The sequence below is a fragment of the Pseudarthrobacter sp. MDT1-40-2 genome, from assembly GCF_059383595.1.
Genome location: NZ_JBWZCL010000001.1, coordinates 1 through 25347 on the forward strand (window position 1 = coordinate 1; position 25347 = coordinate 25347).

21 protein-coding genes are annotated in these 25347 nt (G+C 59.9%); 15 read left to right on the plus strand and 6 right to left on the minus strand.

The window, feature by feature from the left end; all coding sequences use genetic code 11:
• The 7 genes from AC50X5_RS00005 to AC50X5_RS00035 form a co-directional block, all read left to right on the plus strand.
• The coding region (locus AC50X5_RS00005; protein ID WP_494974171.1) for an enolase C-terminal domain-like protein at positions 1-462 on the plus strand (462 nt) is incomplete at its 5' end.
• A 13-nt stretch (positions 463-475) separates the two neighbouring features.
• Complete coding sequence (locus tag AC50X5_RS00010; RefSeq protein WP_494974172.1) at positions 476-1006, plus strand: gluconokinase; 531 nt, start codon at positions 476-478, stop codon at positions 1004-1006.
• A 57-nt stretch (positions 1007-1063) separates the two neighbouring features.
• Positions 1064-1897 (plus strand): SDR family NAD(P)-dependent oxidoreductase, encoded by an 834-nt coding sequence (locus AC50X5_RS00015; RefSeq protein WP_494974173.1) that lies wholly within the window; start codon positions 1064-1066, stop codon positions 1895-1897.
• Positions 1857-3587 carry an MFS transporter gene (locus AC50X5_RS00020; RefSeq protein ID WP_494974174.1) on the plus strand — a complete coding sequence of 577 codons (1731 nt, stop codon included), beginning with the start codon at positions 1857-1859 and terminating at the stop codon, positions 3585-3587. The genes AC50X5_RS00015 and AC50X5_RS00020 overlap by 41 nt, the downstream gene beginning before the upstream one ends.
• A gap of 63 nt (positions 3588-3650) precedes the next feature.
• Positions 3651-4529 carry a 2-hydroxy-3-oxopropionate reductase gene (locus AC50X5_RS00025; protein WP_494974175.1) on the plus strand — a complete coding sequence of 293 codons (879 nt, stop codon included), beginning with the start codon at positions 3651-3653 and terminating at the stop codon, positions 4527-4529.
• Between the two features lie 175 nt (positions 4530-4704).
• Entirely contained in the window at positions 4705-5169 is a 465-nt protein-coding gene (locus tag AC50X5_RS00030) for a MarR family winged helix-turn-helix transcriptional regulator (protein WP_494974176.1), read from the plus strand.
• Positions 5166-6545: an MFS transporter gene (locus AC50X5_RS00035; RefSeq protein ID WP_494974177.1), complete on the plus strand. Its 1380-nt coding sequence runs from the start codon at positions 5166-5168 to the stop codon at positions 6543-6545. Before AC50X5_RS00030 ends, AC50X5_RS00035 begins: the two co-directional genes overlap by 4 nt.
• Before the next feature lie 758 nt (positions 6546-7303).
• On the opposite strand, the gene AC50X5_RS00040 is transcribed toward AC50X5_RS00035, so the two are convergent.
• The 4 genes from AC50X5_RS00040 to AC50X5_RS00055 all read right to left on the minus strand — a co-directional run bounded on the left by AC50X5_RS00040 (position 7304) and on the right by AC50X5_RS00055 (position 14765).
• Entirely contained in the window at positions 7304-8785 is a 1482-nt protein-coding gene (locus AC50X5_RS00040; protein ID WP_494974178.1) for an ABC transporter substrate-binding protein, read from the minus strand.
• Between the two features lie 153 nt (positions 8786-8938).
• Complete coding sequence (locus AC50X5_RS00045; RefSeq protein ID WP_494974179.1) at positions 8939-11500, minus strand: hypothetical protein; 2562 nt, start codon at positions 11498-11500, stop codon at positions 8939-8941.
• Positions 11501-11629: 129 nt separating this feature from the next.
• Positions 11630-13183: an ABC transporter substrate-binding protein gene (locus tag AC50X5_RS00050; protein ID WP_494974180.1), complete on the minus strand. Its 1554-nt coding sequence runs from the start codon at positions 13181-13183 to the stop codon at positions 11630-11632.
• Between the two features lie 547 nt (positions 13184-13730).
• Positions 13731-14765 (minus strand): LacI family DNA-binding transcriptional regulator, encoded by a 1035-nt coding sequence (locus tag AC50X5_RS00055; protein WP_494974181.1) that lies wholly within the window; start codon positions 14763-14765, stop codon positions 13731-13733.
• A 324-nt stretch (positions 14766-15089) separates the two neighbouring features.
• On the opposite strand from AC50X5_RS00055, the gene AC50X5_RS00060 reads away from it, so the two are divergent.
• Positions 15090-16076: a LacI family DNA-binding transcriptional regulator gene (locus AC50X5_RS00060; protein ID WP_494974182.1), complete on the plus strand. Its 987-nt coding sequence runs from the start codon at positions 15090-15092 to the stop codon at positions 16074-16076.
• Between the two features lie 268 nt (positions 16077-16344).
• Here AC50X5_RS00060 and AC50X5_RS00065 read toward each other — a convergent pair whose 3' ends face one another.
• Complete coding sequence (locus AC50X5_RS00065; protein ID WP_494974183.1) at positions 16345-17238, minus strand: LysR family transcriptional regulator; 894 nt, start codon at positions 17236-17238, stop codon at positions 16345-16347.
• Between the two features lie 222 nt (positions 17239-17460).
• Between AC50X5_RS00065 and AC50X5_RS00070 the strand changes: the two genes are divergently transcribed.
• From AC50X5_RS00070 to AC50X5_RS00100, 7 genes are all read left to right on the plus strand, one after another.
• Positions 17461-18885 (plus strand): NAD-dependent succinate-semialdehyde dehydrogenase, encoded by a 1425-nt coding sequence (locus AC50X5_RS00070; protein WP_494974184.1) that lies wholly within the window; start codon positions 17461-17463, stop codon positions 18883-18885.
• Positions 18882-19280, plus strand: coding sequence for a 4-carboxymuconolactone decarboxylase (gene pcaC / locus AC50X5_RS00075; protein ID WP_494974185.1), 399 nt, complete (start codon positions 18882-18884; stop codon positions 19278-19280). Before AC50X5_RS00070 ends, pcaC begins: the two co-directional genes overlap by 4 nt.
• Positions 19277-20179 carry an NAD(P)-dependent oxidoreductase gene (locus AC50X5_RS00080; RefSeq protein ID WP_494974186.1) on the plus strand — a complete coding sequence of 301 codons (903 nt, stop codon included), beginning with the start codon at positions 19277-19279 and terminating at the stop codon, positions 20177-20179. Before pcaC ends, AC50X5_RS00080 begins: the two co-directional genes overlap by 4 nt.
• Positions 20172-20546 (plus strand): hypothetical protein, encoded by a 375-nt coding sequence (locus tag AC50X5_RS00085; protein WP_494974187.1) that lies wholly within the window; start codon positions 20172-20174, stop codon positions 20544-20546. Before AC50X5_RS00080 ends, AC50X5_RS00085 begins: the two co-directional genes overlap by 8 nt.
• Positions 20547-20550: 4 nt before the next feature.
• Positions 20551-21429: an alpha/beta fold hydrolase gene (locus AC50X5_RS00090; RefSeq protein ID WP_494974188.1), complete on the plus strand. Its 879-nt coding sequence runs from the start codon at positions 20551-20553 to the stop codon at positions 21427-21429.
• A gap of 173 nt (positions 21430-21602) precedes the next feature.
• Complete coding sequence (locus AC50X5_RS00095) at positions 21603-22982, plus strand: MFS transporter (RefSeq protein ID WP_494974189.1); 1380 nt, start codon at positions 21603-21605, stop codon at positions 22980-22982.
• 77 nt (positions 22983-23059) lie between these two features.
• Complete coding sequence (locus AC50X5_RS00100; RefSeq protein WP_494974190.1) at positions 23060-24166, plus strand: zinc-binding dehydrogenase; 1107 nt, start codon at positions 23060-23062, stop codon at positions 24164-24166.
• Between the two features lie 283 nt (positions 24167-24449).
• Here the strand turns inward: AC50X5_RS00100 and AC50X5_RS00105 are convergent, their stop codons facing one another.
• Positions 24450-25307 (minus strand): class I SAM-dependent methyltransferase, encoded by an 858-nt coding sequence (locus AC50X5_RS00105; RefSeq protein ID WP_494974191.1) that lies wholly within the window; start codon positions 25305-25307, stop codon positions 24450-24452.
• Positions 25308-25347: the final 40 nt, after the last annotated feature.

Consider the following 25347-nt stretch of genomic DNA (forward strand, 5'->3'; position numbering starts at 1 on the left):
GTCCGCCAGCACACCACCACCCCGCTGGCGATCGGTGAAATCTTCAACACCGTATGGGACTACCAGACCCTGATCAAGGAACAGCTGATCGACTATGTCCGGGCGGCGTCAACGCACTTCGGCGGAATCAGCCCATTGAAGAAGGTGATGGATTTCGCCGCGCAATACCAGATCAAATCCGGCTTCCACGGCCCCACCGACATCTCCCCGGTGGGTTTCGCCGCGCAGCTGCACGTGGGCCTGGCCATCCACAACTACGGCATCCAGGAATACATGCAGCACTCGAACAAGACCAACGAGGTCTTCGAACAGTCCATGACCTTCGTGGACGGTTACCTGCACCCCGGCGACAAACCCGGCATCGGCGTCGAATTCAACGAAGAAGCCGCCACCGCCTACCCCTACCAGCAGGCCTACCTGCCCTACAACCGCCTCATCGACGGCACCGTCCACGACTGGTAAAGAGGAATTCCTGATGGGCAAAGGCAAAAGACACCGCATTGTCGTCATGGGAGTCTCCGGCTGCGGAAAGACCACCATCGGCGACCTCATCGCACGGGAACTTGGCGTCCCGTTCCTCGACGGCGACTCGCTCCACCCGGTGGAGAACATCGCCAAAATGGCCGCCGGCACGCCGCTGACGGACGAGGACCGCTGGCCCTGGCTCGCCACCGTGGGCGCCAAGCTGGCAAGCGCGGGCGACGGCGGCCTGGTCCTGGCCTGCTCCGCACTTCGCCGCAGCTACCGTGACGCCATCCGGCAACAGGCTCCGGACACTGTTTTCCTGCACCTCCACGGCAGCGAAGAGGTCCTCAGCCAGCGCCTTGAAGGGCGCTCAGGGCACTTCATGCCGCCAGCGCTGCTTGCGTCACAGCTCGCCACCCTGGAGCCGCTCGACGCCGATGAAGCCGGAATTTTAGTGGACATCGCGGCTCCTGTTCAGCAGGTCTTGTCCACGGCTCTGGCTATCAATGGGGAAGCCCAGGCTGAACCCTCCGCCAGATAATGACCGTGGGCACCCCACGGGCGACCTGACCCCTGTGTCCAAAAGAAAGAGAAAACCATGAAGATAGCTGCCGGCCAAGTTGCCGTTATTACTGGAGGCGCAAGCGGTATTGGTTTCGGCCTTGCCGAAGCCCTCGCCGCAAGAGGTGTCCACCTGGTTTTGGCCGATGTCCGTGAGGAAGCCCTTGAACCGGCCGCTGACGCGCTGCGGGCAAAGGGTGCAGAGGTTGCGACCGTGCGCACCGACGTTAGCGACCATGATTCGGTAGCTGAGCTTGCCGCCCGGACCTTGGATCTATTCGGGAGGGTTGATCTCGTCTGCAACAATGCTGGACTCATATGCCCAGGTGCACCCCTTTGGGAGCAGAGCACCCAAACTTGGGACCGGATGATCGCTGTCAAAATTATGGGAGTCGTGCATGGGGTCCAGGCCTTCGCCCCCGTCATGATTAGACAAGGCCATGGGCATTTTCTTAATACGGCATCATCGGGCGGGCTTGCTCCCTTGCCAACCCGCACCCCTTACACCACTACCATGCACGCCGTTGTGGGCCTGACTGAGACACTCGCTGTCGAGCTCAAAGCCGAGTCGCCAGCCCTGGGTGCAACAGTTCTATGTCCAGGCCTCGTAGACACAGCTCTCGGCCAAAATTCGGCAGCGCTCGGCGCACTCAAACTTCCACCCGGTGCCGAGGGCGCCATGCGCAGCATAGCTGCCGCTTCCGGAGGCATCCTCACGCCCCTGGAAGTAGCGGCGGCAGCGATAGCCGCCGTGGAGGAAGACAGGGTGCATTCGGCCCCCGGGCATGACGTTCCTTCCCGCGCGAGGGCAAGAGTCGAAACTCTTCTGAGTGACTTGGACATTTCAGGACAAGTCATTGAAACCCGCTAATCTCAAGGTAAGTACGAGCAGGCCTGCAAGAAGAGTGGTGCATGGGAGGAAGCTCAAGAAGACTTCCACCGGCGGCTCGGTCCTCAAGAAATTGACCGGCCTGCTAACGGGACTCCTTGTGGCGCTCCTTGCGAGCTCAATTGTTTCCACATCAATTCCTCGCATTGTTAACGACCTGGCGGGGTCCCAAGCCACCTTCACCTGGATCGTAACGGCCACCTTGCTGGCGATCACTGTCAGCACACCCATCTGGGGCAAGTTGGCCGACTTACTTAATCGGAAGGCGCTGGTGCAGGCAGCCCTGGTGATTTTCATCGCGGGCTCCCTACTGGCTGGGGCTGCACCGGAACCAGGCACTTTGATCGCGGGCCGCGTCATCCAAGGACTGGGCGCCGGCGGCTTGCTGACTCTGGTGCAGGTCATCATGGCCGATATCATCAGCCCGCGAGACCGTGGGAAATATATGGGTTTGACGGGCGCAGTTATGACGGCGGGGTCCGTGGGAGGACCTCTACTGGGTGGAATCATCACGGATTTCGCCGGATGGCGATGGATCTTCTTCGCTTCAGCTCCTGTCGCCTTGGCCTCCCTCGTGCTGATTCAATTTACGCTTCACTTGCCCCGAAAACGCCGAGCCGTGACCATTGACTATGCCGGGGCCGTCTTCATAACCGCAGGCGTGTCGAGTCTGCTGGTTTGGGTATCTTTGGGCGGCTCGCAGTTTGACTGGTTCTCCCTGCAATCTCTGATTTTGCTGGCTATATCCCTCGTGCTGCTCATCATGGCCGTTCTCATAGAGTGGAAGGCCGTAGAACCGATCATCCCCCTGTCGCTGTTCCGGAATCTTTCTTTCTCCCTCACAGTTATCGCCAGCATCTCGGTGGGCGTGGCGGTCTACGGTACTGCTGTGTTCATGAGCCAGTACCTGCAGCTCAGCCGAGCGGCAACTGCCACGGACTCTGGCCTCATTGCCATGCCTCAGGTCGTTGCAGTGGTTGTGGCGTCAACGATGGTTGGTGCTCTCATCAGCCGCTCGGGCAAGTGGAAATTTTGGATGGTTCTGGGATCCAGTCTCCTCACCCTAGGGTTAGGATGCTTGGCAACTATCGGCGTTGATACCCCGATGCCACTCTTGTGGCTGTATATGGCGTTCGTTGGACTGGGCATCGGAATGGTTATGCAAAACCTTGTCCTCGTCACTCAGAACACAGCCGACGTGGCGCAATTGGGCGTAGCAAGCGCCGGAGTAGCCTTCTTCCGGACTCTGGGCGGAACTATCGGCGTCACGGTGCTTGGCGCAGCTCTTTCCTCAAGGGCAGCACACGTCATCACGGAAAACTCCGAATCCTTGAGGGCACAGGGAATTGACCCATCGGTCATCAGCACCGAACGCCTGCCAGACATGGGCTCCCTAACCGATCCACTCCGTGCCGTGGTCGAGGAAGCCTACGCCCAGGGAGTGGCCGAGGTATTTTTACTCTCCACGCCGCTTGCACTCATTAGTGTCGTGGCCATCGTCTTCCTCCCCAATGTGCCCTTGAAGCGACAGACGGGCCTTGAACAACTCGCGGAAACGGAGGCCGAAATTGCAGTGGACATTGCCGGGGGAGAGGCAAAAGTCCTTCATCCTGACAGAACCTCCGATAGCGCTGTTCAGTTGCCCTCCAACTCGAGCCGCCCAGAAGTCTGACCCGCCCCGCCTGCGCTGGTGGGGAGAACCGCAAAGATCCACTTATCCTCCTAGGAGTTTCTCATGAGCAACGTTGCAGTTATTGGACTCGGAATCATGGGCCTTCCCATGGCCATCAACCTCGTCAAGGCCGGCCACACGGTCACCGGCTTCAACCGCAGCCAGGACAAGATCGACAAGCTGGTCTCCGAAGGCGGCAAGGGCGCCACCAGCATCGCGGACGCCGTGAAAGAGGCCGACGTCGTCATCACCATGGTGCCGGATTCCCCCGATGTTGAGGGCGTAGTCAGCGGCCGGGACGGCGTCTTCGCCAACGCAAAGAAGGGCACCCTCTGGATCGACGCTTCCAGCATCCGCCCCGATGTCGCCAAGCGCCTTTCCGAAGACGCAATCACAGCAGGTATCCGCCCGCTCGACGCTCCCGTTTCCGGTGGCGAGCAAGGCGCCATCGACGCCGTCCTCTCCATCATGGTGGGCGGCGAGAAGGAAGACTTCGACGCCGCACAGGACGTCCTGAACGCAGTGGGCAAAACCATCGTCCACGTTGGCCCGTCCGGCTCCGGCCAAACCGTCAAGGCAGCTAACCAGCTGATCGTGGCCGTCAACATCCAGGTCCTCGGCGAGGCAATCGCCTTCCTCGAGGCCTACGGCGTGGACACCGACGCAGCCCTCAAGGTCCTGGGCGGCGGCCTGGCCGGCTCCAAGGTCCTGGACCAGAAGGGCCAGAAGATGCTGGACCGCAACTTCGATCCCGGCTTCCGCCTGGCCCTGCACCACAAGGACCTGGGCATCGTCACCTCCGCAGCACGCGAAGCTAACGTCACCGTCCCCCTCGGCGCCGTCGTCGCACAGCTCGTCGCCGCAACCGTCAACCAGGGCGACGGCGGCCTCGACCACTCGGGACTCTTCAAGCAGACCCTCCACCTCAGCGGCCGCGAGTAGGTCTCGCTCCCCAACCGCCCCCTGGCCTCGCAAGCTCGGCCAGGGAACCCGGCGGTCGTGGGCCCAAGCTCGACCACCGGTGATTGAGCCTGTCGAAATCCCGGTTCCGGGTCCCGACAATATCCGCCCCTTGAGTCCCCTAAGGGCATTCCCGGCAAAAACTAGGAACACTGATATGGCACTAGCCCCAGATACTGCAGCGAACCTGGTGTACGAGATATTCAACCTCCAGCGCGCAGTGCGTTGCGCCGCCGCCAGTTCGCTGCGTGAAGGAACCAGTGCTGCACTGTATTTCGTGCTTCGGCTCGTCGCTGAAGGGGAGTGTCGGGCCACGCGGCTCGCCGAACGAGTTGGTGTTGGCGCTCCGGCCCTCAGCAGACAGATCGGGGAATTGGAAGAACGGGGTCTGGTAGTCCGCAGTAAGGATCCGGAAGACGCCCGAGCGCAAATTATTGCTCTTACGTCGTCGGGCGCAGACGAGCTCCGGAGCATGGAAGGACAGCGGTCAGCCGTCTTCCAGAAGTATCTTCAGGAATGGAGCGAGGACGACGCCGTCCAGGCAGCCAAAACACTGCAGCAGCTTACTGAATCCCTTAGAAAATCGGCCCAGGGGCCAAAAGAGAAAATTTCATCATCATGAAGCGGTCCGTTCCTAACGAGGAAGTGGCAAAGGGTTCGGAGCCGTTCGAGGCCGAGATCAGGCGGATTCCAAAGTCGAACGTTGCCTTGCCATCTCCTCCCGATCCCGATTCACGGCCGCCTGACACTGCCGTAAATCAACAGCAGCCCGTCGGCCGGGCGACGGTGAGCTTACTCGTCATGGCCACCTTCGGTGGTGGCATGGCGATGATCGTGCCGATGGCGTTTTCCCTGGCCTTCAGGCTCAACCAACTTGCCCCTGGGCAGGAAGAATTTCTGGGGTACATGCTCGGAACCGGTGCTCTGTGCTCCCTGATCACCGCACCGCTGACCGGCATCCTCAGCGACAGAATGCGGTCCCGGTGGGGCAGGCGACGACCGTTTACCGTCATTGGTACTGTCATTGGGCTGGCTGCCATCCCGGTCATGGCCTTCGCGCCAAACGTTGTCCTGCTTGGGGCCGGCTGGGTCTTGTCCACGGTCGGATGGGGTACGGCTGTTCGTTCCATCGGTAACTACCAGGCTGACAGCCTGCCTGGGTTCCAGCGCGGCAAGGTGTCCGGCATGACGGGCCTGACCATGCAAATCTCCCCTGTCATTGGGATTATCCTCGTCGGGAAGGTCACTCCTGACCCGCTATTGGTGTTCCTGCTGCCGGCGGCCGTGGGAACCCTTTTGATCGGTGCCTTCGTCCTCCTTGCCCCGGAAGAGGATACCCGGTGTGCAACGTTGTCGAGCCCGCTGTCGGTCGTAAGCGTGTTCAGAAGTTTCGTTTTCAACCCCAGACAACATCCAGCGTTCGCTTGGACCTGGGCCGGGCGTTTCGTGTTCTTCCTCGGGCTGTCCTTCACTACCAGCTACGCCACATTTTTCTATGCCCAACGGCTGGATATCGACGTCGATGAGGTGTCCACCGTCATTGCCGTGATCTCCGGTGCAAGCATCCTCAGCTCCACAGCCGGTGCTTTGGGTGCCGGTTGGCTCTCCGACCGCGCCAACAGCCGTCAACCTTTCATTCTGTTGGGTGCCGTTATTTACGCGGCAGGCACGACAGTGTCGGCTTTCTCTCATGATTTCACCACCCTTATGGCAGGATCCTTAATCTCGTCCCTGGGAATCGCGGTCGTTATCTCGGTAGGACAGGCACTCGTCCTCGATGTCCTCCCACACCGGGAAACACAAGCAGGAAAGTTCATGGCGATAACGAGCTTCTCACAGAAAATTCCAGCCACGCTGGCCCCTGGACTAGCCCCCGTCCTGCTCTCCATCGGGGCGATCGGTACCGACAAGAATTACACGGCACTGTTCCTAGCGGCCGGTGCCCTTGCCCTTGTCGGCGGCCTGATAACGGTGCTCAGCGTTCGCGAAACCAGCTGACGGCAGTGGCGGCCCAGCAGGATAGAGGTCATTGAGGGAGGAGTGTTCGCGGAGCTGAAGATGTCACCGAGACTGACAATTCTTAGTTCTTCGAGTACAGAGATGTTCGCTTCCTGGCGGGCTGTGATTGGATCGCTGGCCATAAGGGCGGTCGTAGCAAGGGCACTGAGCGCCCCCAGCGGGATACGATGCAGTTCCTGTGTGTATCCTCCAGGGGTGAGGTGGCACGGCGCGGGTTTGGCTGGGCCAGCCCAACAGTAAGACGACAGAGCGATGGTCAGGTTCATGACGAGGCTCCAGTGGGATATCGCTGTCAACCGGACCCCACAAAACGAGCCCGTCAGGGGGCCAGAAGGCGCTGGACATTTTGCCGGACTCCTACGACCCGGCAAGGATCAAATGTAACCTTCGGCTTTTGGCGCCCGTGCCGCGCGCCCTTATGAGGTTGAAGGAGGGAGGGCCGGTGATGTCGGAAACGAGAAGGCCGCCGACTTGGTCATCCCGGGGTGCCGGGCCCTGGCCGGCGGTCAACTCACCCATACCTCACTCGACCTAAGAAGTCCTGCTTGCATGCCGACATCAGGAGCCGCGACCAAAAGCGCTGGGGTGGCCGCCTGAACGAGCCGGTTTTGAAACGGGGTCTGACCTAAAGTCGACTGGGAACCTAAAGCCGACAGGGAAAATATAGGTGATCGAGAGTCTTTAAGAAATCACGCGCAGGAGACCCCCCAGACAAACCTTGCCTGGGGCCCCCGTTTTCATTTTGCGACGCTGAACTGCCGGATATTGCTCGCGGTATTTGAACCGTCGCTGTTGTACTCGATGCCATCCTTGGTCGCCCAGATGGTGCCGATGTAGAACAAGGGTGCGGTGAGGGCGTTCTCGACGATGTGTGCGTTGATCTTCTTGTATAGCTCTGACGCCTTGGTTTCGTTGGGCTCAAGGGCGACCTGGGAGGTGAGCTCCGTGAGTTCGGGGTCCTTGGTCTTGAAGGGGTTGAGGAACCCCGTCTCGTCGAAGTTGTTCTGCACTTCCCGAGGTGTCACGTTAAGTCCCTCAAGAAAAAACACCATGGGGTACTTCCGGGAGGCAACAGCCGCTGCAGTGTTTTGTGGTGGAACGGGTTCCCAGGTCACTTTTATCCCTATGTCAGCCAACGGCTGAGTAATAACGGGTTCAAAGGTCCTCGAAACGACGGTGCTCGGCATGGTGACACTCAACCCGTCCGCGTATCCTGCCTCAGCAAGCAGTTTTCTCGCACCGGCAGGGTCGAACTTGTAGGTGTCATTCAACGAGGGGTCGTAGGCTGCCCCCTTGGGATTGAAAACCTGCGAGGTTGCCGTTCCGGATCCCTTCAGGATCTGCTGAACCATTTTTTCCCGATCAAAAGCCATGTTGATGGCTTTACGTACTCGTTCGTCGCCCAAGGGTTTCAGGATCGTGCCCTCGCGGTCAGCAAGTACGAGGTTAGCTACGGTCGTGGCGTTCACCTTTTTGGTTTTGAAGCCCGCAGCCTCGATCTGCGGGACCTGCGGGGCCTCAACAAGGCCGGCATCAAGTTCCCCGGTCTGCAGTGCATTGAAAACGGCGGTCCGGTCTTGAATCACCCGGACAGTCAGAGTCTTGAAGGGGTATGCCTGTACATTCCAGTAGTCTTCGCGGCGTTTTAGAACGTAGGTGGTATTCGGCACTGTTGCGCTTTGATCAAGTGTGTAGGGACCTGAACCCACAGGATTCAAGGCAGACGTCTTTTCGTTGAGGCTGTCGGGGTCACCTATGACGCCTGCCGCCAGCGCCAAGCTGCTGAGGAGCGCTGGGTCGCGCTGCTTCAATTTAAGGACGACCGTCTTCTTATCAGTGCCCTCGATGGACTGGACTGAAGCTAGTTTGCCCTGCTGCTGGCCAGGGGTGGTCCGGGTCCGTTCGAGCGTTGCCGCGACGTCTTCCGCCGTCACTGTATCCCCGGTGCTGAACTTCAACCCGTCCCGCAAGGTCAGGGACAAGGTCAGGCCATCGTCCGATACCGTCCAGCTTTCCGCCGCGTTCGGCTGAAGCCTGCCTGAGTTATCTATTAAAAGGAGCGTGTCATAGACAGATGCCCAGATATAGGCCTGCTGACCTTCCTGTAATTGGGCGGGATCAAGGGAGGCCGGAGCTGCATTGACTGCCAGGCGAATGACAGAGTCGGTCGAGCCAGAGCCGGATTCTTCCTGGTCCGAACTGCCGGAGCAGGCAGTCATTGCCAGCAAAACAACTGCTGTGACTGCAGTAGCGACCCTAAAACGGAATCGCGGTCGGGTCGCACGGATTTTCACAGGAACTCCTTTGGTCGATGAATGAGTTGCCCTCGCGGTTCGGAGGCGGCAGGGCCTGACGACGGCCCTAACTGTTCGTTATTCGTCGTCCCATGCAGTGCTGTGCACCACCACGTAGGGCTGATTCGACAGATCAGGAGCGAACCCTGGAACGATCAAGGGCGCCGCGTCATGGATCCTCAATTCCACGAAGAACATTAGTGGGTAGGAACTTGCCGTGTACTCAGACGGGATTGAAGCGGTGAAGCCACTGATGTCTGGTTCCATCTCCATGGTCAGGAAGCGCTCACCCTGATTTAGGTGCCGGTAGTGCAAGGTGGCACTGGCAGCAGAGGGTTCTGCGCTGCGCAGGTGGACAGCGAATGGTCTTCCCCGTTCAAAGCGCTGCGCATTTTCTAACGTTCCCGGCGATGGACGGCGGGTTGAGCGGTGCACAGGCACGAATTCAGTCCCGGTAGTGTGCTGCCGGGCCTGGCCGAGTTCGAGTTTAAGAAGGTGAAGGTCTTCGCGCATGGCCATCTGGCGATCCGACCAATGCCCGCGTTCTGACACTCCGCCCCCGAATGGCAGGTCCGTGCGGTATACGCCACTGACAATGGATGGGATTTTCGCATAAGCGGCATGAGCGTCACTAAGGAAGTCGATGGCACGCTCGAGTGCCTTGGTGTCATCCATACGGCGGAAGACTGCGTACTCGACGGCAGCCCGGAACTTACGGCCGAAGAAACGTGCCAGTTCTGCAAGCACTCTAAGATCGATCAGCGTTCGCTGTGTTTGCGGATCGCTCTCGTCACAAAGTGATATTGCCTCTGCGATGCCTCGTTCGCCCTCTCCCAGCAGCGTTTCGATCCACGTGGCCACTTCCAGGGGTGTGTATTTCCCGCTGAGTTGTCCCGCGATTAGGTCATCGGCGTATTCTCCTACACCGTAGAACATTGTTGGATCAAACGGGCTTACACCGTCCCAGGTTCGTGGCTCTGGCGTGTCAAAGGCATAATGCAAGCTTTGCTTCCAATAAGAGATAGCAAGATCGACGTACATTTCGGGCCAGTAGAAGTTGTTGGCTCCTGAGACACCGTGGGCGACGGTGACGAGGGGCAGCACTTTGCTTAGTGCTGTAAGGGCGGTCTCGATTCCTTTCGCAGCAGTACCAAACTCTGCCTGGAGGAACCGCTGCCAGGTGTCTGGTGTGGCATCGGGGTTGTACAGCAGGCGGCCCCAAAGTAGGTATGTGTACCGATATTTGCGCCAGTCATTCACGCCCAACTGCAGGTCGGGGCGAAGGTAGGGATCCCGTGTGCCTGGCTGCCCTGTCCCTTTTCGGCCCTTGAAGTAAAGAGGTTCACAGATCTCCAGCCCACGGGAGCCGCCAAGCGTCGCATACCTGCCGAAGCCGGCAGCCATATCCGGGTCTCCCCACAACAGGAGTTTCTGCGTCCCTGGCCACATACGGAAAATGACATCTATGGAGCGGTCCTCAGACAGGAAATCTGCATATCCGTATCGGGTGAATCGACGTTCGCCGTCGGTTACACCGGTTATAGAGGGATCCTTGCCGGGCCAGTTGAACTGCTTGAGTTCCTTTTCGCGGATGGAGGCCTGGTGATAGGGGAGTCCCATGTGCTCAGCCCAGTACTTTGCTGAGATCGTTGCATGGATGTTGGGTTTATCGACCGCCCGCATCAGAGCCTCGTCGACGCCCTTGGCGTGCATGTCAACCTCTATTGGCCGCCCGGCGTTGGACGCGGCGTCGAATACCTGGTCCCAAAAAAGCTCGTGACCCTCCTCATGTATTCCGCCCTCATGATGCACGCGGAACACCAACCCGTCGATTTCCGGAACCAGTTGCAACAGCCGTCCCAGCGCTGCCGCGGAGTACGGCGCGTGCGTCTCCCGGCTGATTCCCAGAATGGGGTACCAGTGCATTGAGTCGTGCCCGAAGTCGTAGGCGTGATTCCATAGGCCGAGGTGAAAGCTCATCCCGCGGCGGCGCGTCTCTTTAGCGATATACGCCAGTGACTCCAGGTTCCGGTCCCGATCGACAGCGGTGACTCCTTGTGCCCGGACCTCAAAATCAGGTACATCGAGCAGGAATGGGTAGGCGAAGCAAAGGTAATTGTCGCTGGCGGTCCGGCTTTCCATGCCGGCGCCATAGTTGTATTGCATTCCGAGTGCGAGTTGAAACCTGTTGAACCGTTGCATAGCGAGGTGGTCCAGATACTCCGTCCAAAACGAACGGTCGTGGAACCATGGAGTATCTTCATCCGCACTTGAGAATGAGCGCTGGATGCCGCGTACAGGCACCGCGGCTCGTTCATACTGAACCCAGTCAGTCGACAGGCCGCCTGCGTCGTCAACTTTGATACGCTCGGCGACCTCGGTCAGCGCGTATGCGTATCCTCGGGCGTCAGTTGCGGATACTACGACCCGAACGTCTCCGACAGGCTCCGCACTAAGACGTAAGGCGAATGATTCGGGCTCGTTTGGGGTCTCCGTCAGCCCCTCCGCCTCCAGTCTTAGGGTGTCGTGGACTGGCACCAACACGACGGTCAGCCGTAGAGGACCCGTTACAGCACCGGACTTCACACGCACGGCCTCGTGCAACTGCTGCAGAGCCCATTGAACTGGGGGCAGGTCCAATATCTGAGGGTCAGCGCTGTCCACGTTGAGAGGGAAGTGGTCATGGGGCATGACGGCATTTGCTTTCTGTCGGACTGTAAGGCGCCCGCCAAACAGTGGCGGGGTCACGGTGAGGTGATTCGGCGGTGGTTATTTATTGACGTCGAAGGTGCGGATACTGCTGAAGTTGTTGGACCCGTCGCCGAGGTACTTGACGTCCTTGGTGGTGACGACATCTTTTCCCAGGAAGAAGATAGGGGCGAACAGCGCATGTTCAACCACATAGCGGTTCAATTCTTGGTACCGTTTCGTTCGTTCATCCGGATCGAGTTCCTTGCTGGCTGCGGCTTCAAGCCGCTCAAGCTCGGGCGAGGACCAGTCGAAGGGATTTTGGGAGCCACTGTGGAGCTGCCGCTGCACCTCGCGCGGCGTCACGTCGGTGCCCGTGACAAAAAAGTACATGGGGTACTCGCCTGCGGCTACTGCCCTCGTTGCGTTCTGCGGCGGCACTGGAACCCAAGTTACTCGAATTCCTACATCGCTTAAGGCTTGGCTAATTGTCGGCTCAAAGGTCGTGGAAAGAGGTGTGCTCGGCATGCTGACGTCGAATCCATCGGCGTAGCCTGCCTCGGCCAGAAGCTTCCTCGCCCGCCCGGGGTCATAGGCGTAGACGTCTTCGAGCTGAAGGTCATAAGCTTCGCCCTTGAGGTTGAACTGCTGATTGCTCGGCACCCCGCCGCCAAAGAGCAGTTTGTCCACGATCTCCTTGCGATCGATGGCGAGGTTGATTGCCTGCCGCACCCGGACATCGCCCAGCGGTGCCAGAACCTTGCCGTCGCGGTCTGCCAAGTTGAGATAACCCACCGATGATGAAGGGGTGTGGACGATGTTGTAATCATTCTGGTTGAAGGAGTTAAGCTGATTTTTGGGGACAGTTGAAACGTCCACTTCGCCCGAGCGGAGCGCGTTTAGAGCAGCTGTCTGATCTGGCAGGATACGTACCGTGATGGAATCGAACGGGTACGCACCAGCGTTCCAGTAGTCCTCTCGCTTTTGGAGTACGTACGAGGATCCGGTCACGCTGGCCGACGTATCCAGCTTGTACGGGCCAGAGCCTACTGGGACGGTAGCGGATTGTTCTTCATTCACTACAGTGGGATCTGCAATAACCCCAGCGTCAAGCGCCATGTTATAGAGGAATGACGGATCAGGGGTGGAAAAATGTACGGTGACGGTATCTTCATCCGGAACTTCCACTGATTTCACAGCTGCCATCTTCGTCTGCTGCTGACCAGGTGTCTGTTTGTTCCTCTCCAGATTGGCCGCCACAGCCTCAGCCGTGACGGCATTTCCGTTGCTGAAGGTCATCCCTTCCCGCAAGTTGAAAGTCAACCTGAGGGCGTCCTCACTTAGTTCCCAGCTTTCCGCTGCATTGGGCTGCAATTTGCCGGCGTTGTCGTAGTGAAGAAGGGTGTCGTAAACCGATCCCCAGATGTATGCCTGTACCCCGCCATCCAGTTGCGCCGGGTCCAGCGAGCGAGGTGCGGCATTAACCGCAATCTTCAATGTTGCGTTCTCGTCGTTCTCGGTGCTGGCTGGGTTGGGGCTCGCGCATCCGCTGACCGCTAAAGCAGTCGCCGCGGCAAAGCCGACTAGGGTGTTCCGCACCCTTAGCTGAAGACCCTGAAGATTCTGGTTGCTCATTGGCGCGACTCCCTCGTCGATCGTTAGTGCCTCATCCCTGCTTTCCGAGTAAGCGTAACTGGGGGTGCTATAAAGATCAACCGGTTGCCAATAATTTGCTATTGGGTGGCATGTACTCCCATCCGTGCGTAAATTCTGCCTGCCAAGCGATTGCCAATATGACACGTCTACAGGCGTCTGAATGTAGAACGCAGACTACGGGGCGGGCTCGCTCTCGCTGGAACGGAGGCGCAACTGCAGTATCCGCCATCGGGAAATCCGGCACTCGGTCCGCTAACCAAGAATGCAAGGTGTTTGGGTGGAGCCGGAGCTGCTGAAGCTGTTGGCCGAATTCACTTTGATCGGCGGCGCAATGTTGGTTTCGGAACACGCCACACGAGCCGGTCAAGTCAGCAGCGCGAAGGACCCAGGAGCAGCGGATACATACATCCACAGATTCGGTCTGGCCATGCAAGTTCTGTAACGCAGGACTCGCATAAGGCGGGACATTAGCTGAGGCACCGCTCCCCGCCGGTCATCGTTTACCCCGTAAAAGGGCAGATTTTCCTCAATTCTGGCTACGTGGGCCAGTGGAGCGGCGAATAACGAGCTCCGTTATGAGGACCGACGGCCCTTGCTCCTCCACCCCCTTGACGGTAGCTATGAGCTGACGGAAAGCATCCTCCCCTGCCCGTCCCAGGGGACTTCGAATGGTCGTCAGTGGTGGCGAAGTGAAATCAGATCCAAAGATGTCGTCAAAGCCGACGATGCTCAAGTCCTCAGGCACCCTGACGCCGGCCTCGTGACATGCCGTCAGTAGCCCAATCGCCATTAAGTCGTTGTAGGTAAGCACTGCAGTCACGCCTGATGCTAGTACTCGTCTGAGTCCTTCCGCGCCACCCTCGAGGGTGGGGTTGCCGGGTCCAATCTCAACGACGTTCATGCCGCATTGCAGAGCTTCGGTTATCACCGTCTCCCATCTACATGTACTCATCCATGAAGTTGCTGGCCCCGAAAGAAAAGCAACTGACCGGTGGCCGTACGTGGCAAGGTGCGCTATCGCATCCTTGACGCCAGGGGTTATGTCGGGTATCACGTGCGGAAGGGAGGGGACTTTCGCGTTGACGAGCAATACGGGTTTGCGCTCAGCGAGGCGGAGGATGTCCTCCTCAGTTAGTCGTGTTCCCACCAGCACAAGACCGTCAACAAAAGCCAAAAGCCTCTCGGCGGTCTGAGCTTCTAAACCCTGTACTTCCTGAGACTCGGCTAGGACAAGCGTATAACCCTCAATTGAAGCAAGATGGCCTGCTCCGCGAACCAAATCAAAGTAAGCCGGATTTGTAATATCGGACAGGAGGAGGCCCAGCGTACTTGTCCGCCCGGTCGGTAGGGCCCTTGCTAGTGGATTGATTCGGTAATCTAAGGCCGCAGCTGCATCACGGATGAGTTTCTCCGTTTTTGCGCTGACTCGCCCAGGCGTGCTGAACGCCCTGGAGACAGTCGAGGGGCTGACACCGGCCTCTTTGGCTATGTCATATATTGTTACCGGCTGCTTGCGGTTACTGGGCGGTGGGACGTGTAAGTCCGCGTCCTCTTCGCTCACTTTTCCCCTTCATTCATCCCTTGGCCCGGTTAAGCGCGGGGGCAGGGCAGCAGTAATTCCATTGATTGCGATTTCAAGATTACCGGCTGCGCTGGCTAGCTATTGGAGGGACTGACGAGGTGAGCCTGTGGACCGGCTTTCAGAGCCGGCTGATTTGACCGCCGTAGTTCAAAACTAATAGCAGGCCGGCTTCTGCCAGTCGACGTGGGTGTATGGACGCGGCCTGTGGAATCATGGGCAACATGTTTTACGTTCACAGTTCGGATTGGTGATCTCGTGACCCCGGGACAAGAGCCTCCACCAGTCACTGGCAGGAAACCAGCCGTGACAATTTACGACATCGCCCGGACAACCGGGTTCAACCCGTCAACTGTTTCACGTGCCCTTCATAAACCCGGGCGCGTGAATCCGGCTACTGAAAAGACCATCCGCGCTGCTGCGGAATCCTTGGGTTATCGCATCAACCCTATGGCGCGCTTCGTCACGACCGGGCGAACCGACACTCTCGCTCTGGTCCTGTCTGACATCACAAACCCGGTGTTTTTTGACCTTGTTCGCGGAGCGGAGCGGACAGCTGCCCTGGAAGGGCAAACACTAGTGATCGCTGAAACGCACGGGTCAAGCACCAGCGAGGCAGAAGCGGTTGAGAGATTACTGCCTACTGTGGATGGCATTATCCTTGCTTCCCCCAGGCTAGGGCAGGATCAGATCCGTGCCTTTAGTCGACTTAAGGATGTCGTCCTTGTAAACCGGGCCGTGGAAGGTGTTCCTTCGGTCGTCCCACAATTGCAGCCGGGCATTCGGGACGCCGTGAACCACCTCGTAGGGCTCGGTCACACTTCCGCGGTCTTCCTTGCGGGACCCGACACCCTCTGGATGAGTCGCCAGCGCCTAAGGCTGCTGCAGGAGGAAGCTTTGCAGGTGGGGATGTCTGTGGTGGCAACAAGCCCTGCAGAACCTACGGTGGAAGGAGGCCGTAAGGGACTGCGCGACATCCTGAACGCGGGCGCAACCGCCGTTGTCGCCTACAACGACATGATGGCTGTTGGTCTGCTTCTTGCTTGCAGTGAGGAAAAGGTGTCGGTCCCCGGCAGACTGAGCATAATAGGTTTTGACGACATATTCATTTCACGTTTTACTTCTCCACCGCTCACAACGATACGTTCACCTCTCGCGTCAGCAGGGGAGGAAGCAGTTCGGCGATTGACCTCAGTAGATGCAACAGACGTCATCGCAGCCGGCGAAACCCTTCGTACTGAGTTTGTTCTTCGCCACTCGACGGGTACTCCAGACCCAAGTCCTCGGGTATGACAACTGACACTGCCATCTATCCTCCCGGAGGCGCCCCGGATTTGACCTGTCAACCTATCCAGATTCGGACCTCTCCCTTGCACTCATTTGGGTGATCGGCAGTTATGAGGTCAGGCACGCATTTCAGCACCGGGAAGATGTTGAACTCACCCACCAGACCAAGGACGCGCCCACTGACTGAACAACCGCTCCGGGACAAGCCCCAGAGCCCCGCGCATGTAGGGAATACTTCCGCTGATGCTCACAACACAGCGGCGCCTTTTGCTCATTAGGCAACTGCTTGCGTTTCTTGTTCCTCAGGGTTCAAGTGCCCTTTGAGCTCGGTAATGAATGCTTTCAGGTTCGCGGATCGGCAGTCACGGCGCCACATCAGCCAGGTTTCCGCTTTCCCTAAAGCACCGTGGATCTCGTGCGCCTGGACCCTTATCGCGCCGGGCAGTGTCTCGAGGAGGGATCTGGGCATCATGCAGATACCGCCTCCGGCTGCAACGCATGCCAGCATGCTGTAGTAGGACGATATTTCGACAATCCGCCCGGGGACGATTCCCTGAGAATCAAGCCAGTCTTCAAAGCGTTGGCGGTAGGAGCAGATGGTGCCGAACATGAACACCGTGGGATGGGACCTCTTGAAGTCGTCGCTGATCTCACCCATCGTTTGCGGGGTAAGGATCACCAGATCCTCGGTGAAGGCCTTGATGCCGGTGAGTGCGGGCACGGCCGGCTTACCGTCGGAAAACGCCGCCGTAAGCTGCCCGTTAAGGAGATGATCGAAAAGCACCCCTGAGGACGCTGCTTCCAGTTCGACGCCGACACCAGGGTAATGGAGATGGAAACTGGCGAGAATCGGCGGAATACGAACTGCCGCAGTGCTCTCAAGGGCGCCGATACGAAATCTGCCCCGAGGTTCACCATGGGCAGTGAAGGCTTTGGCATCGTTGACCAGATCAATGATTTTCTGCGCATGGTCCCGAAAGAGTTCGCCGTCGGCCGAGAGAGAACTCTGCCGCTTGTCCCGTACCAGCAATTTGACACCCAGTTCGCGTTCCAGTTGCTGTATACGGGTGGAAACGTTAGACGGTGCCCGGAGCAGCTTGGATGCGGCTCTGGTGATGCTGCCCGTCTCGGCTACCGCGAGAAAGATTTCCAGCTGCGAGATCTCCATTGTCCTCGTTCTCTTCTACAGAAGTGATGCGCCTGAAGCATCACGCTAAGAGAAGGATGACAGGGTAGCGCACGGATATCAAGAGTCCCCGCGTAGCAGTCCGCGGCGGTGTGACTGTTCTCTCTGCGAGAAGTGAAACTTCGGAAACTTCATATTTATCAAAGTGTCGATTGCTTCTAGAGTCGGTGTTAGACCAATCACACGACTTGAAGGAACACAATTATGGGCACCATAGAAGTTGCCGTCGCGAAGTCGACGAACCCGGCTACAGGCGAAGAGGTCGCAGCCTACCCCTACCTGAATGAGCGGGGCGTACTGGGCATTGTCCAGAACGCCGCGGAAGGTTTCGCCGTCTGGCGCGACACCACACCTGCAGCAAGGGCCGAGGTATTCCGCCGACTTGCGGAACTGCTACGCCGGGATACGGCCGCGGTTGCCAGCGTGATCACAGCCGAAATGGGCAAGCCAGTCACGCAAGCCCAAGCGGAGGTGACCAAGTGCGCGAAAATGCTCGACTGGTACGCCGAAAACGGGCCGGCCATGCTTGAGGACACGGCGACGACTATCGGCCCGGAAGCTTACATCTCCTACCTGCCCACCGGCACGGTGCTGGCGATCATGCCGTGGAACTTCCCGGTCTGGCAGATTTTCCGGGGCGCCGCTCCCATCATCCTCGGTGGCAACGGCTACCTCCTAAAGCCTGCGTCGAACGTCGTGGGCTGCGCACTGGCGCTGGAGTCGTTGTGGGAGGAAGCAGGGCTTCCGAAGGGCACTTTCGCGGTTGTGAACTGCGACCGCGACCACGTCCCAGCGATCATCCACAATCCTGCCATTACGGGCGTCGCCGTGACTGGCGGAACCGTCGCCGGGCAGAGTGTCGCCGCGGAGGCCGGGCGTGCTCTGAAGAAAGTCATCCTGGAACTTGGGGGATCGGACCCGTTCATCGTCCTGGCCGACGCCGACCTGGACAAGGCCGTTGACGCTGCGGCCACAGGGCGGATGGTGAATGCGGGCCAGGTGTGCATCTCGGCGAAGCGGATTATCGTCGAGCGCCAGGTTTATGCGGAGTTCACCGCCAAGCTCGCCCGCCGGGTTGAAAGCTTCAAGGTTGGGGACCCAACCGACCCGGAAACCTTCGTCGGCCCGATGGCCAAGGAAGAAGGCCTGCTGGATGTGGATGACCAGGTCATGCGGTCCGTAGCCGAAGGGGCGGAACTTCTAACCGGTGGCCACCGCATCCCGGGCCCAGGCTCGTTCTACGCCCCGACCGTCCTGGCGGGCGTTACCGAAGCCATGACCGCCTTTAAAGAGGAGATCTTCGGCCCGGTGGCAACCGTCATCGCCGCCGAAGACGCAGAGGACGCCCTGGCCAAGGCCAACAACTCGGAGTTCGGACTCAGCGCCGCTATCTGGACTGCCGATAGTGCGAAAGCTCGCGCCATGGCCCGGAAGATCGATGCCGGAGGGGTCTTCATCAACGGACTCTCCGTCTCGGACCCCCGGATCCCGATCGGCGGGGTAAAGAAGAGCGGTTTCGGCCGGGAGCTTTCCTACTTGGGCGTCCACGAATTCACCAACATACAGGCGGTGTGGGATCAGACCCCGCTTAACGCCGCCGAGGAAGCAGCACAAGGAGTAGCACAATGAGCACCAGCACCATCAACCAGGAGCTATTCGACAAAGGCCTCGCCACCCGCAGGGAAGTCCTCGGGGACGAGTACGTCCAGCGCAGCCTGGACGGCGCGGACGAGTTCTCCATGCCGATGCAGGAACTCGTCACCCAGTACTGTTGGGGCGACGTCTGGAATCGCCCAGGCCTTGAGCGCGCGCAGCGCAGCTTGATCAACCTGGCAATGATCAGCGCCCTGAACCGGCCCCACGAACTAAAGGTCCACGTCCGCGGCGCTGTTCGAAACGGCGTAAGCAAGGAACAGATTAAGGAAGTCTTCCTCCAGGTCGCCATCTACTGCGGCGCCCCCGCTGCCCTGGAAAGCTTTCGACTCGCCCGTGAAGTCTTCAAAGAAATGGAGGCCGAAGCATGAGCATCATTGGCTTCATCGGCCTGGGCAACATGGGCTTCCCCATGGCCTCGCGGCTCGCGGACACGAACCACACCCTCATCGTGGACGACCGCGACAAGGGCGCTGTGCAGCGGTTCCAGGACCAGCACCCCACAGCCCGTTCGGCCACGGACGCCAAGGCCTGGCAGGGTGCGGACATCATCATCACGATGCTGCCCAACTCCGACATCGTCGAAGCCGTCCTGACCGGGGGAGTGGCCGCGGCCGCCTCCTTGAACACCCTGTTCATTGACATGTCCTCCTCCGAGCCCATCCGCTCCCGTGACCTGGGTGCCCGGCTCGAAGGACAAGGGATGCGGTACCTGGACGCCCCGGTCTCCGGCGGTGTCCGCGGCGCGCAAAACGGGCAGCTTGCGATCATGGTCGGAGGCCGCTGGCACGATCTGGACCAGGCCACCGAACTCTTCGACGTGCTGGGCAAGTCCGTCATCCATGTAGGTGACGCCGGCTCCGGACACGCGGCCAAGGCCCTGAACAACCTGGTCTCCGCGGCTTCGGTTGCAGCGACCGTTGAAGCCCTGCGCGTCGGTGAGCGCTTCGGCATCAACCCGGCAACCCTGACCCAGGTCCTGAACGCCTCCTCGGGGCGGAGCAACACGTCGGAGAACAAGGTCGCACAGTTCATGCTCTCCGGCACGTTCGGCTCCGGTTTCCCGATCGGTCTGATGACCAAGGACATCAAGATCGCCACGGCCCTCGCCGATTCCCTGGGCATTGATGCCCGCTTCAGCCACGACTGCGAGGCCATCTGGCAGTCCGTCCTTGACGCCGGACACGGCGCAGAGGACCACACGAGGATGTATGAATACCTCGCCACCCCCACCTCTGCTTTCAATGATGAAAGGCAAATCCATGCGTGACTTCGCACAGGTCCTGCAGACCGCGACCAAGGACTTCGAGTTTAACCGCGAGATGCGTTACTACACCGGCAACCTGCACGTCGCCATCGGTGACAAGGCCTGGCTGGCCGCCTACGACGACGGTAATTTCCTCTCCGTGAAACCCTCCGACACCGACCCCCAGGGCGCGGCGATCTGGATCAAGGGCACCGAGGAGCAGTGGAACGACATGACCGCCGAGTATCCGCGGCCCTTCTTCCAATCCCTGCAGAGCTCTTCGGCTAAGCACGGCGTGCTGCTGAGTAACACCCACCAGCTCTACGCCTACCTACCGGCCCTGAACCGGCTCATGCAAATCTTCCGCCAGCTCAACCGCGAAGGAGCGTAAAGCCATGGCAAAGTTCGAACCCATCAAGGGTGGCTACGTCTACCTCACCGTCGAGGACATCGAATATCGGGTCTACTACGAAGAAGCCGGCCAGGGCATCCCGCTGATCGTCGGGCACACCGCAGGCTCCGACGGCCGCCAGTACCGGCACCTGCTTAACGACGAAGAAGTCACCTCCCGCTACCGCGTCATCGCCTTCGACCTGCCCTTCCACGGCAAGTCACTGCCCCCGCACGGGGACAAATGGTGGACCCGCGAATACAACATGACCAAGTCCCGCATGATGGCCTTCCCCAACGCCCTCTCCACAGCACTGGAACTGGACCGGCCGGTATACCTGGGCAGCTCCATGGGCGGGCACCTGGCCATTGACCTGGCCTCCAACTTCAACGACCGCTACCGCGCCACGATCTCCGTCGAAGGCGCACTGCGCTCCGCGGCGGAGTACGTGGAGGTCGGCATGGACGGGATCCGCCGCGAATTCGACAACCCCAACGTCTCTCGCAACTCCATCGGCGCAGCCATGATGCTGAACATCTCCCCGTACTCGCCGGAAGAGAACGTCCGCGAGATCCAGTGGGAATACCAGTCCGGCGGACCCGGTGTCTTCGCCGGCGACCTCTACTACTACTACTACGACCACAACGTCAGCCCCGAAGAAGCAGCAGCAATCGACACAAGCAAGTGCATGCTGTACTTCCTGACCGGCGAATACGACCCCAACACCTCCCCGGCCGACACTAAGGAAGCCGCCAACCTGGTCAAGGGCTCCAAGTTCTGGGAGATGCCCAAGCTCGGCCACTTCCCGGTCACCGAGAATTACGACGAGTTCAGGAAGTTCCTCCTGCCGATCCTCGAGGAGATTGAAGGTAAGTCCGCCTAGGACTCACTTTGCGGCGGGGCCGGCACTGACCGGCCCACCGCGCATAACGCCCGCTATCCAGGCGCAACCACCGCACTGCAGGGCCCTGCTGCCGCCAAGTCCTTAGGCAGTCACACCCAAAATCATGTGTAATCCCCGTCACATTCGTCAGTACCCATCAATGGAGTTGGATCATGTCCTCAACAAACACCACGGCTTGGCGGCCAGCGCACGTCACCAATCGACAGATCAAGTTCGCGACCATCCTTTGCTTCCTGGCGTGGGCGTTCGCCGTCTATGACTTCATCCTCTTCGGCACACTCCTGCCCGAACTCGGCAAAGACCTCGGCATGAACGAAGCCGAACAGGCCACCATGGTGACCTGGATGTCCGTCGGCGCCGTCGGCATGGGCCTCATTGCAGGACCCGTCGTCGACAAGTTCGGCCGTAAAGCCGGCCTTGCCTTCACTACTGCGGGAGCAGGCATCGCCTCCGCACTGACCGCCCTCGGCGGAATCGTTCCGGTCGCCGTCCTAGTCGCCATTCGGTCCCTCAGCGGTTTGGGCTTGTCCGAACAGGGCGTCAACGGCGCCTACCTCAGCGAGCTCTACGGCGCCTCCGATGACCCGCGGATCAAGAAGCGCCAAGGATTCATCTACTCCCTGGTTCAGGGTGGCTGGCCGATCGGTGCCATTCTCGCCGCGGCGCTGACCGCCGTTTTGCTTCCGGTCATCGGCTGGGCCGGCTGCTTCGTCTTCGCAGCCATCCCCTCCCTGATCGTCGCGGCCCTGGCCCGCAAACTCCGTGAATCCCCGCAGTTCGAGTCCATCCAGAAAATCCGCCGCCTTCAAAAGGCCGGCAACAAGGCCGACGCGGAAAACCTTTCCGCCGCACTCGGGATCGAAGAGCACGACACCCGCAGCACCCTCGCTGACGTTTTCCGCGGCCGGAGCCTGCGTACCACCCTGGCCCTGGGATTGGGCCACATCCTGAACTACTTTCCTGTTCAGGTCTTCAGCGTGCTCGGTACCACCGTCCTGGTCAGCGTCCACAACGTCTCCTTCACCAACTCTCTGGCCATCCTCCTGATGTCCAACGTGATCGCCTACCTGGGCTACCTCACCCACGGCTTACTCGGCGACAAGTTCGGACGGCGCAACGTCATCGCCTTCGGCTGGATCACCGGCGGCATCGTTTTCACCGCCATGATCTTTGGCCCCAGCGACTTCTGGACCGTCGTCGCTCTCTACAGCCTCGGAACGTTCTTCCTCATCGGCCCGTACTCCTGCGTGCTGTTCTTTGTCGGCGAAAGCTACGACACCCGTATCCGCGGCCGGGGAGCAACGTTCGTCGCCGCCGTCGGCCCCATCGGCGCCATCCTCTCCAGCGCCTTGGCCGCCACCCTGCTGTCCAACGGCGGCAACTGGGCCACCGCAGCGTTCCTCTTCGGGGCCATCCCCTGCGTCCTGTCCGGTCTAGCGGTCCTGTTCTCCCGCAAGCACCAGCACGTCGCGGACCCGGTACACATTCCGGCTGTCGCCGGGGGAGCCCCGGCCGACGAAACAGCCCGCTAACCAATCCGACCGGCAGCTGCCGGGGCCTGCAACAGGCCCCGGCAGCTGCTTTCCAACATTCCGCGAAAGTAGCTCTGATGTCTGAAACCGAGTACGGCCGCATCGCTGTCATGACCAGCCCCCGGGAGCTCGGTTATGCCGAGTACCCGCTCCCCGTCCCGGAGCCCGAGGCGATCCTGATGAAAGTGACCCGCGCCAACGTCTGCGGCTCTGAACTGCACATCTGGAACGGCAAACACCCGGTCAAGAAAAGCGGCGGCCTCGGCCACGAAATGGTCGGCACCGTTGCTGCCATCGGCGAAGGCCGCCCCACCGACAACGCCGGCCAGCCACTCAGCCCCGGAGACCGCATCGTCGCCACGTACTTCCAGACCTGCGACCGCTGTGCCCGGTGCCTCGGGGGACAGCCGAACCTCTGCGACAATGCCTACGAATTCTTCGGCAGGCAGCCCGCCGAAGCCCCCCACTTCCACGCAGCATTCGGCACGCACTATTACATCCACCCACGCCAGCACGTCTACAAAGTCCCCGATGAAGTCCCCGATTCCGTGGCCGCAAGCGCCAATTGCGCCCTCTCCCAAGTCACCTTCGGCATCGATCAAATCGGACTCCAGTACGGCGAAACCCTGCTCATCCAAGGCGCCGGGGGACTAGGCCTTAACGCCGTCGCGGTCGCCAAGGAACGCGGCGCCACCGTCATTGTTATCGACCGCTCCGAAACGCGCCTCACCCAGGCCCAGCGCTTCGGGGCGGACCGCACCATCAACATGACGGACATCCCGGAGCTGGAAGACAGAATCAAAGCCATCCAGGAACTCACAGCAGGGCAAGGCCCCGACGTGGCCATGGAAGTCACCGGCGCCCCCAGCGCCTTCTCCGAAGGACTCCGGCAGATCCGGCGCGGAGGGCGTTACGTCGTCATGGGCAACCTCTCACCCGGCGTCACCGTCCCGTTCGACCCGGGATACGTGACTCGCAAGGCACTCACAATAAGGCACGTGGACCGTTACGAAGGCCGCTACCTTTACAAATCCCTGACCTTCCTGGCCGAGCACCAAGGCAAGTATTCCTTTGATGCCCTCGTGGAAGCGACATTCACCTTGGACGGCGTCGAAGAAGCCTTGGAGAAGTCGCTGGCCCGCGAAGTCACCCGCGCCGCGATCATTATCGATGAAACCGCCTGACTAGCCCCACATCTCCGTTTCAATCCGTCCGGGGACAGGTACGTTCGGCCGCGCCCGGCTTGAAGAGCACATGCCCACCGACAGCGGCCTGCTCTACCGAAACCCGATGGGCGGATAGGAACACGCAATTAGGCTAGGCATCAGGCGCATGCAAGCGGGCACTCCCGCCCGCCCAGCACGCCGATAATCTACATTATGTAAAGTAAGACCAGAATTGCAGCGAGGCCATCCCCGCGTCTGGACAAGGCATCGCTGTCTCCCACCTCAGAGTCTCCCGGACCACCTATGCCTGTTTCTGCGGCTTCCTAGCCACAATCGTGTAGGTACAGGGCACGAGCGCGCGCTCGTCTTCGGGCCAGGCAAACCCGTCAGGGACTTCAACCATCCGCGAACTAAACTTCCACGGCAACGTCTTGCCCTCGTCAACGTGCAGAATCTGCAGTCCGGCCCCGATTAACGAGTTGAGAATCTCGGAGATCGGATGCGCCCATTCATAAGTCCTGGCGTGTTCCACCTTGCCGTCTCCGGCATAAGTGGAATCGTCGTCCCAAACCATCGCCCGACCGTCGCCGAAGTATGGGTAGCGGACCTGCAGGCTCTCCGCGTTCTCATCAATGGTGTAGAGGGAAGGATGCCCATCCCGAATGTAGAACGTGCCGCCCGTTCTTAACAGCGCCGCCACCTGCGCGGCCCAGCGTTCCAGGTCCGGAAGCCAGGTGATCGTGCCGATGCTGGTGTAAACAAGGTCGAAATCGCCATCCACCGCGGCACGGGCTTCGAGTACGTCGGTCTCTACCCACTTCGCTTGGATACCCAGCCGCACTGCAAGCCGAGCCGCGGATGCAAGGGCTGCCGGAGAGAAATCAACACCGGTGACCCTGGCCCCGGCTCGCGCCAAGGACAACGTATCGGTACCGATGTGGCACTGCAGATGGCAAACATCCAAACCCGAAATGGTGCGCTCAGGGAGAAATGGGGCCAGAGCCGACAGGTCTGTACGGACCACTCCGGTCAGATAACCGGGATCGTCCAGATCGCTGAGCGGGTAGGCCGCTTCGTGCAATGGAACCCGGTCTTCCCAGTTGTCACGGTTGCTGGAACGGGCAGAGTGCCATTCGATCGCCAACGGCTCATTAGTCATGAGCCGAGTCTAGGCATAGGCATCCTCCCGGCCACTCCCC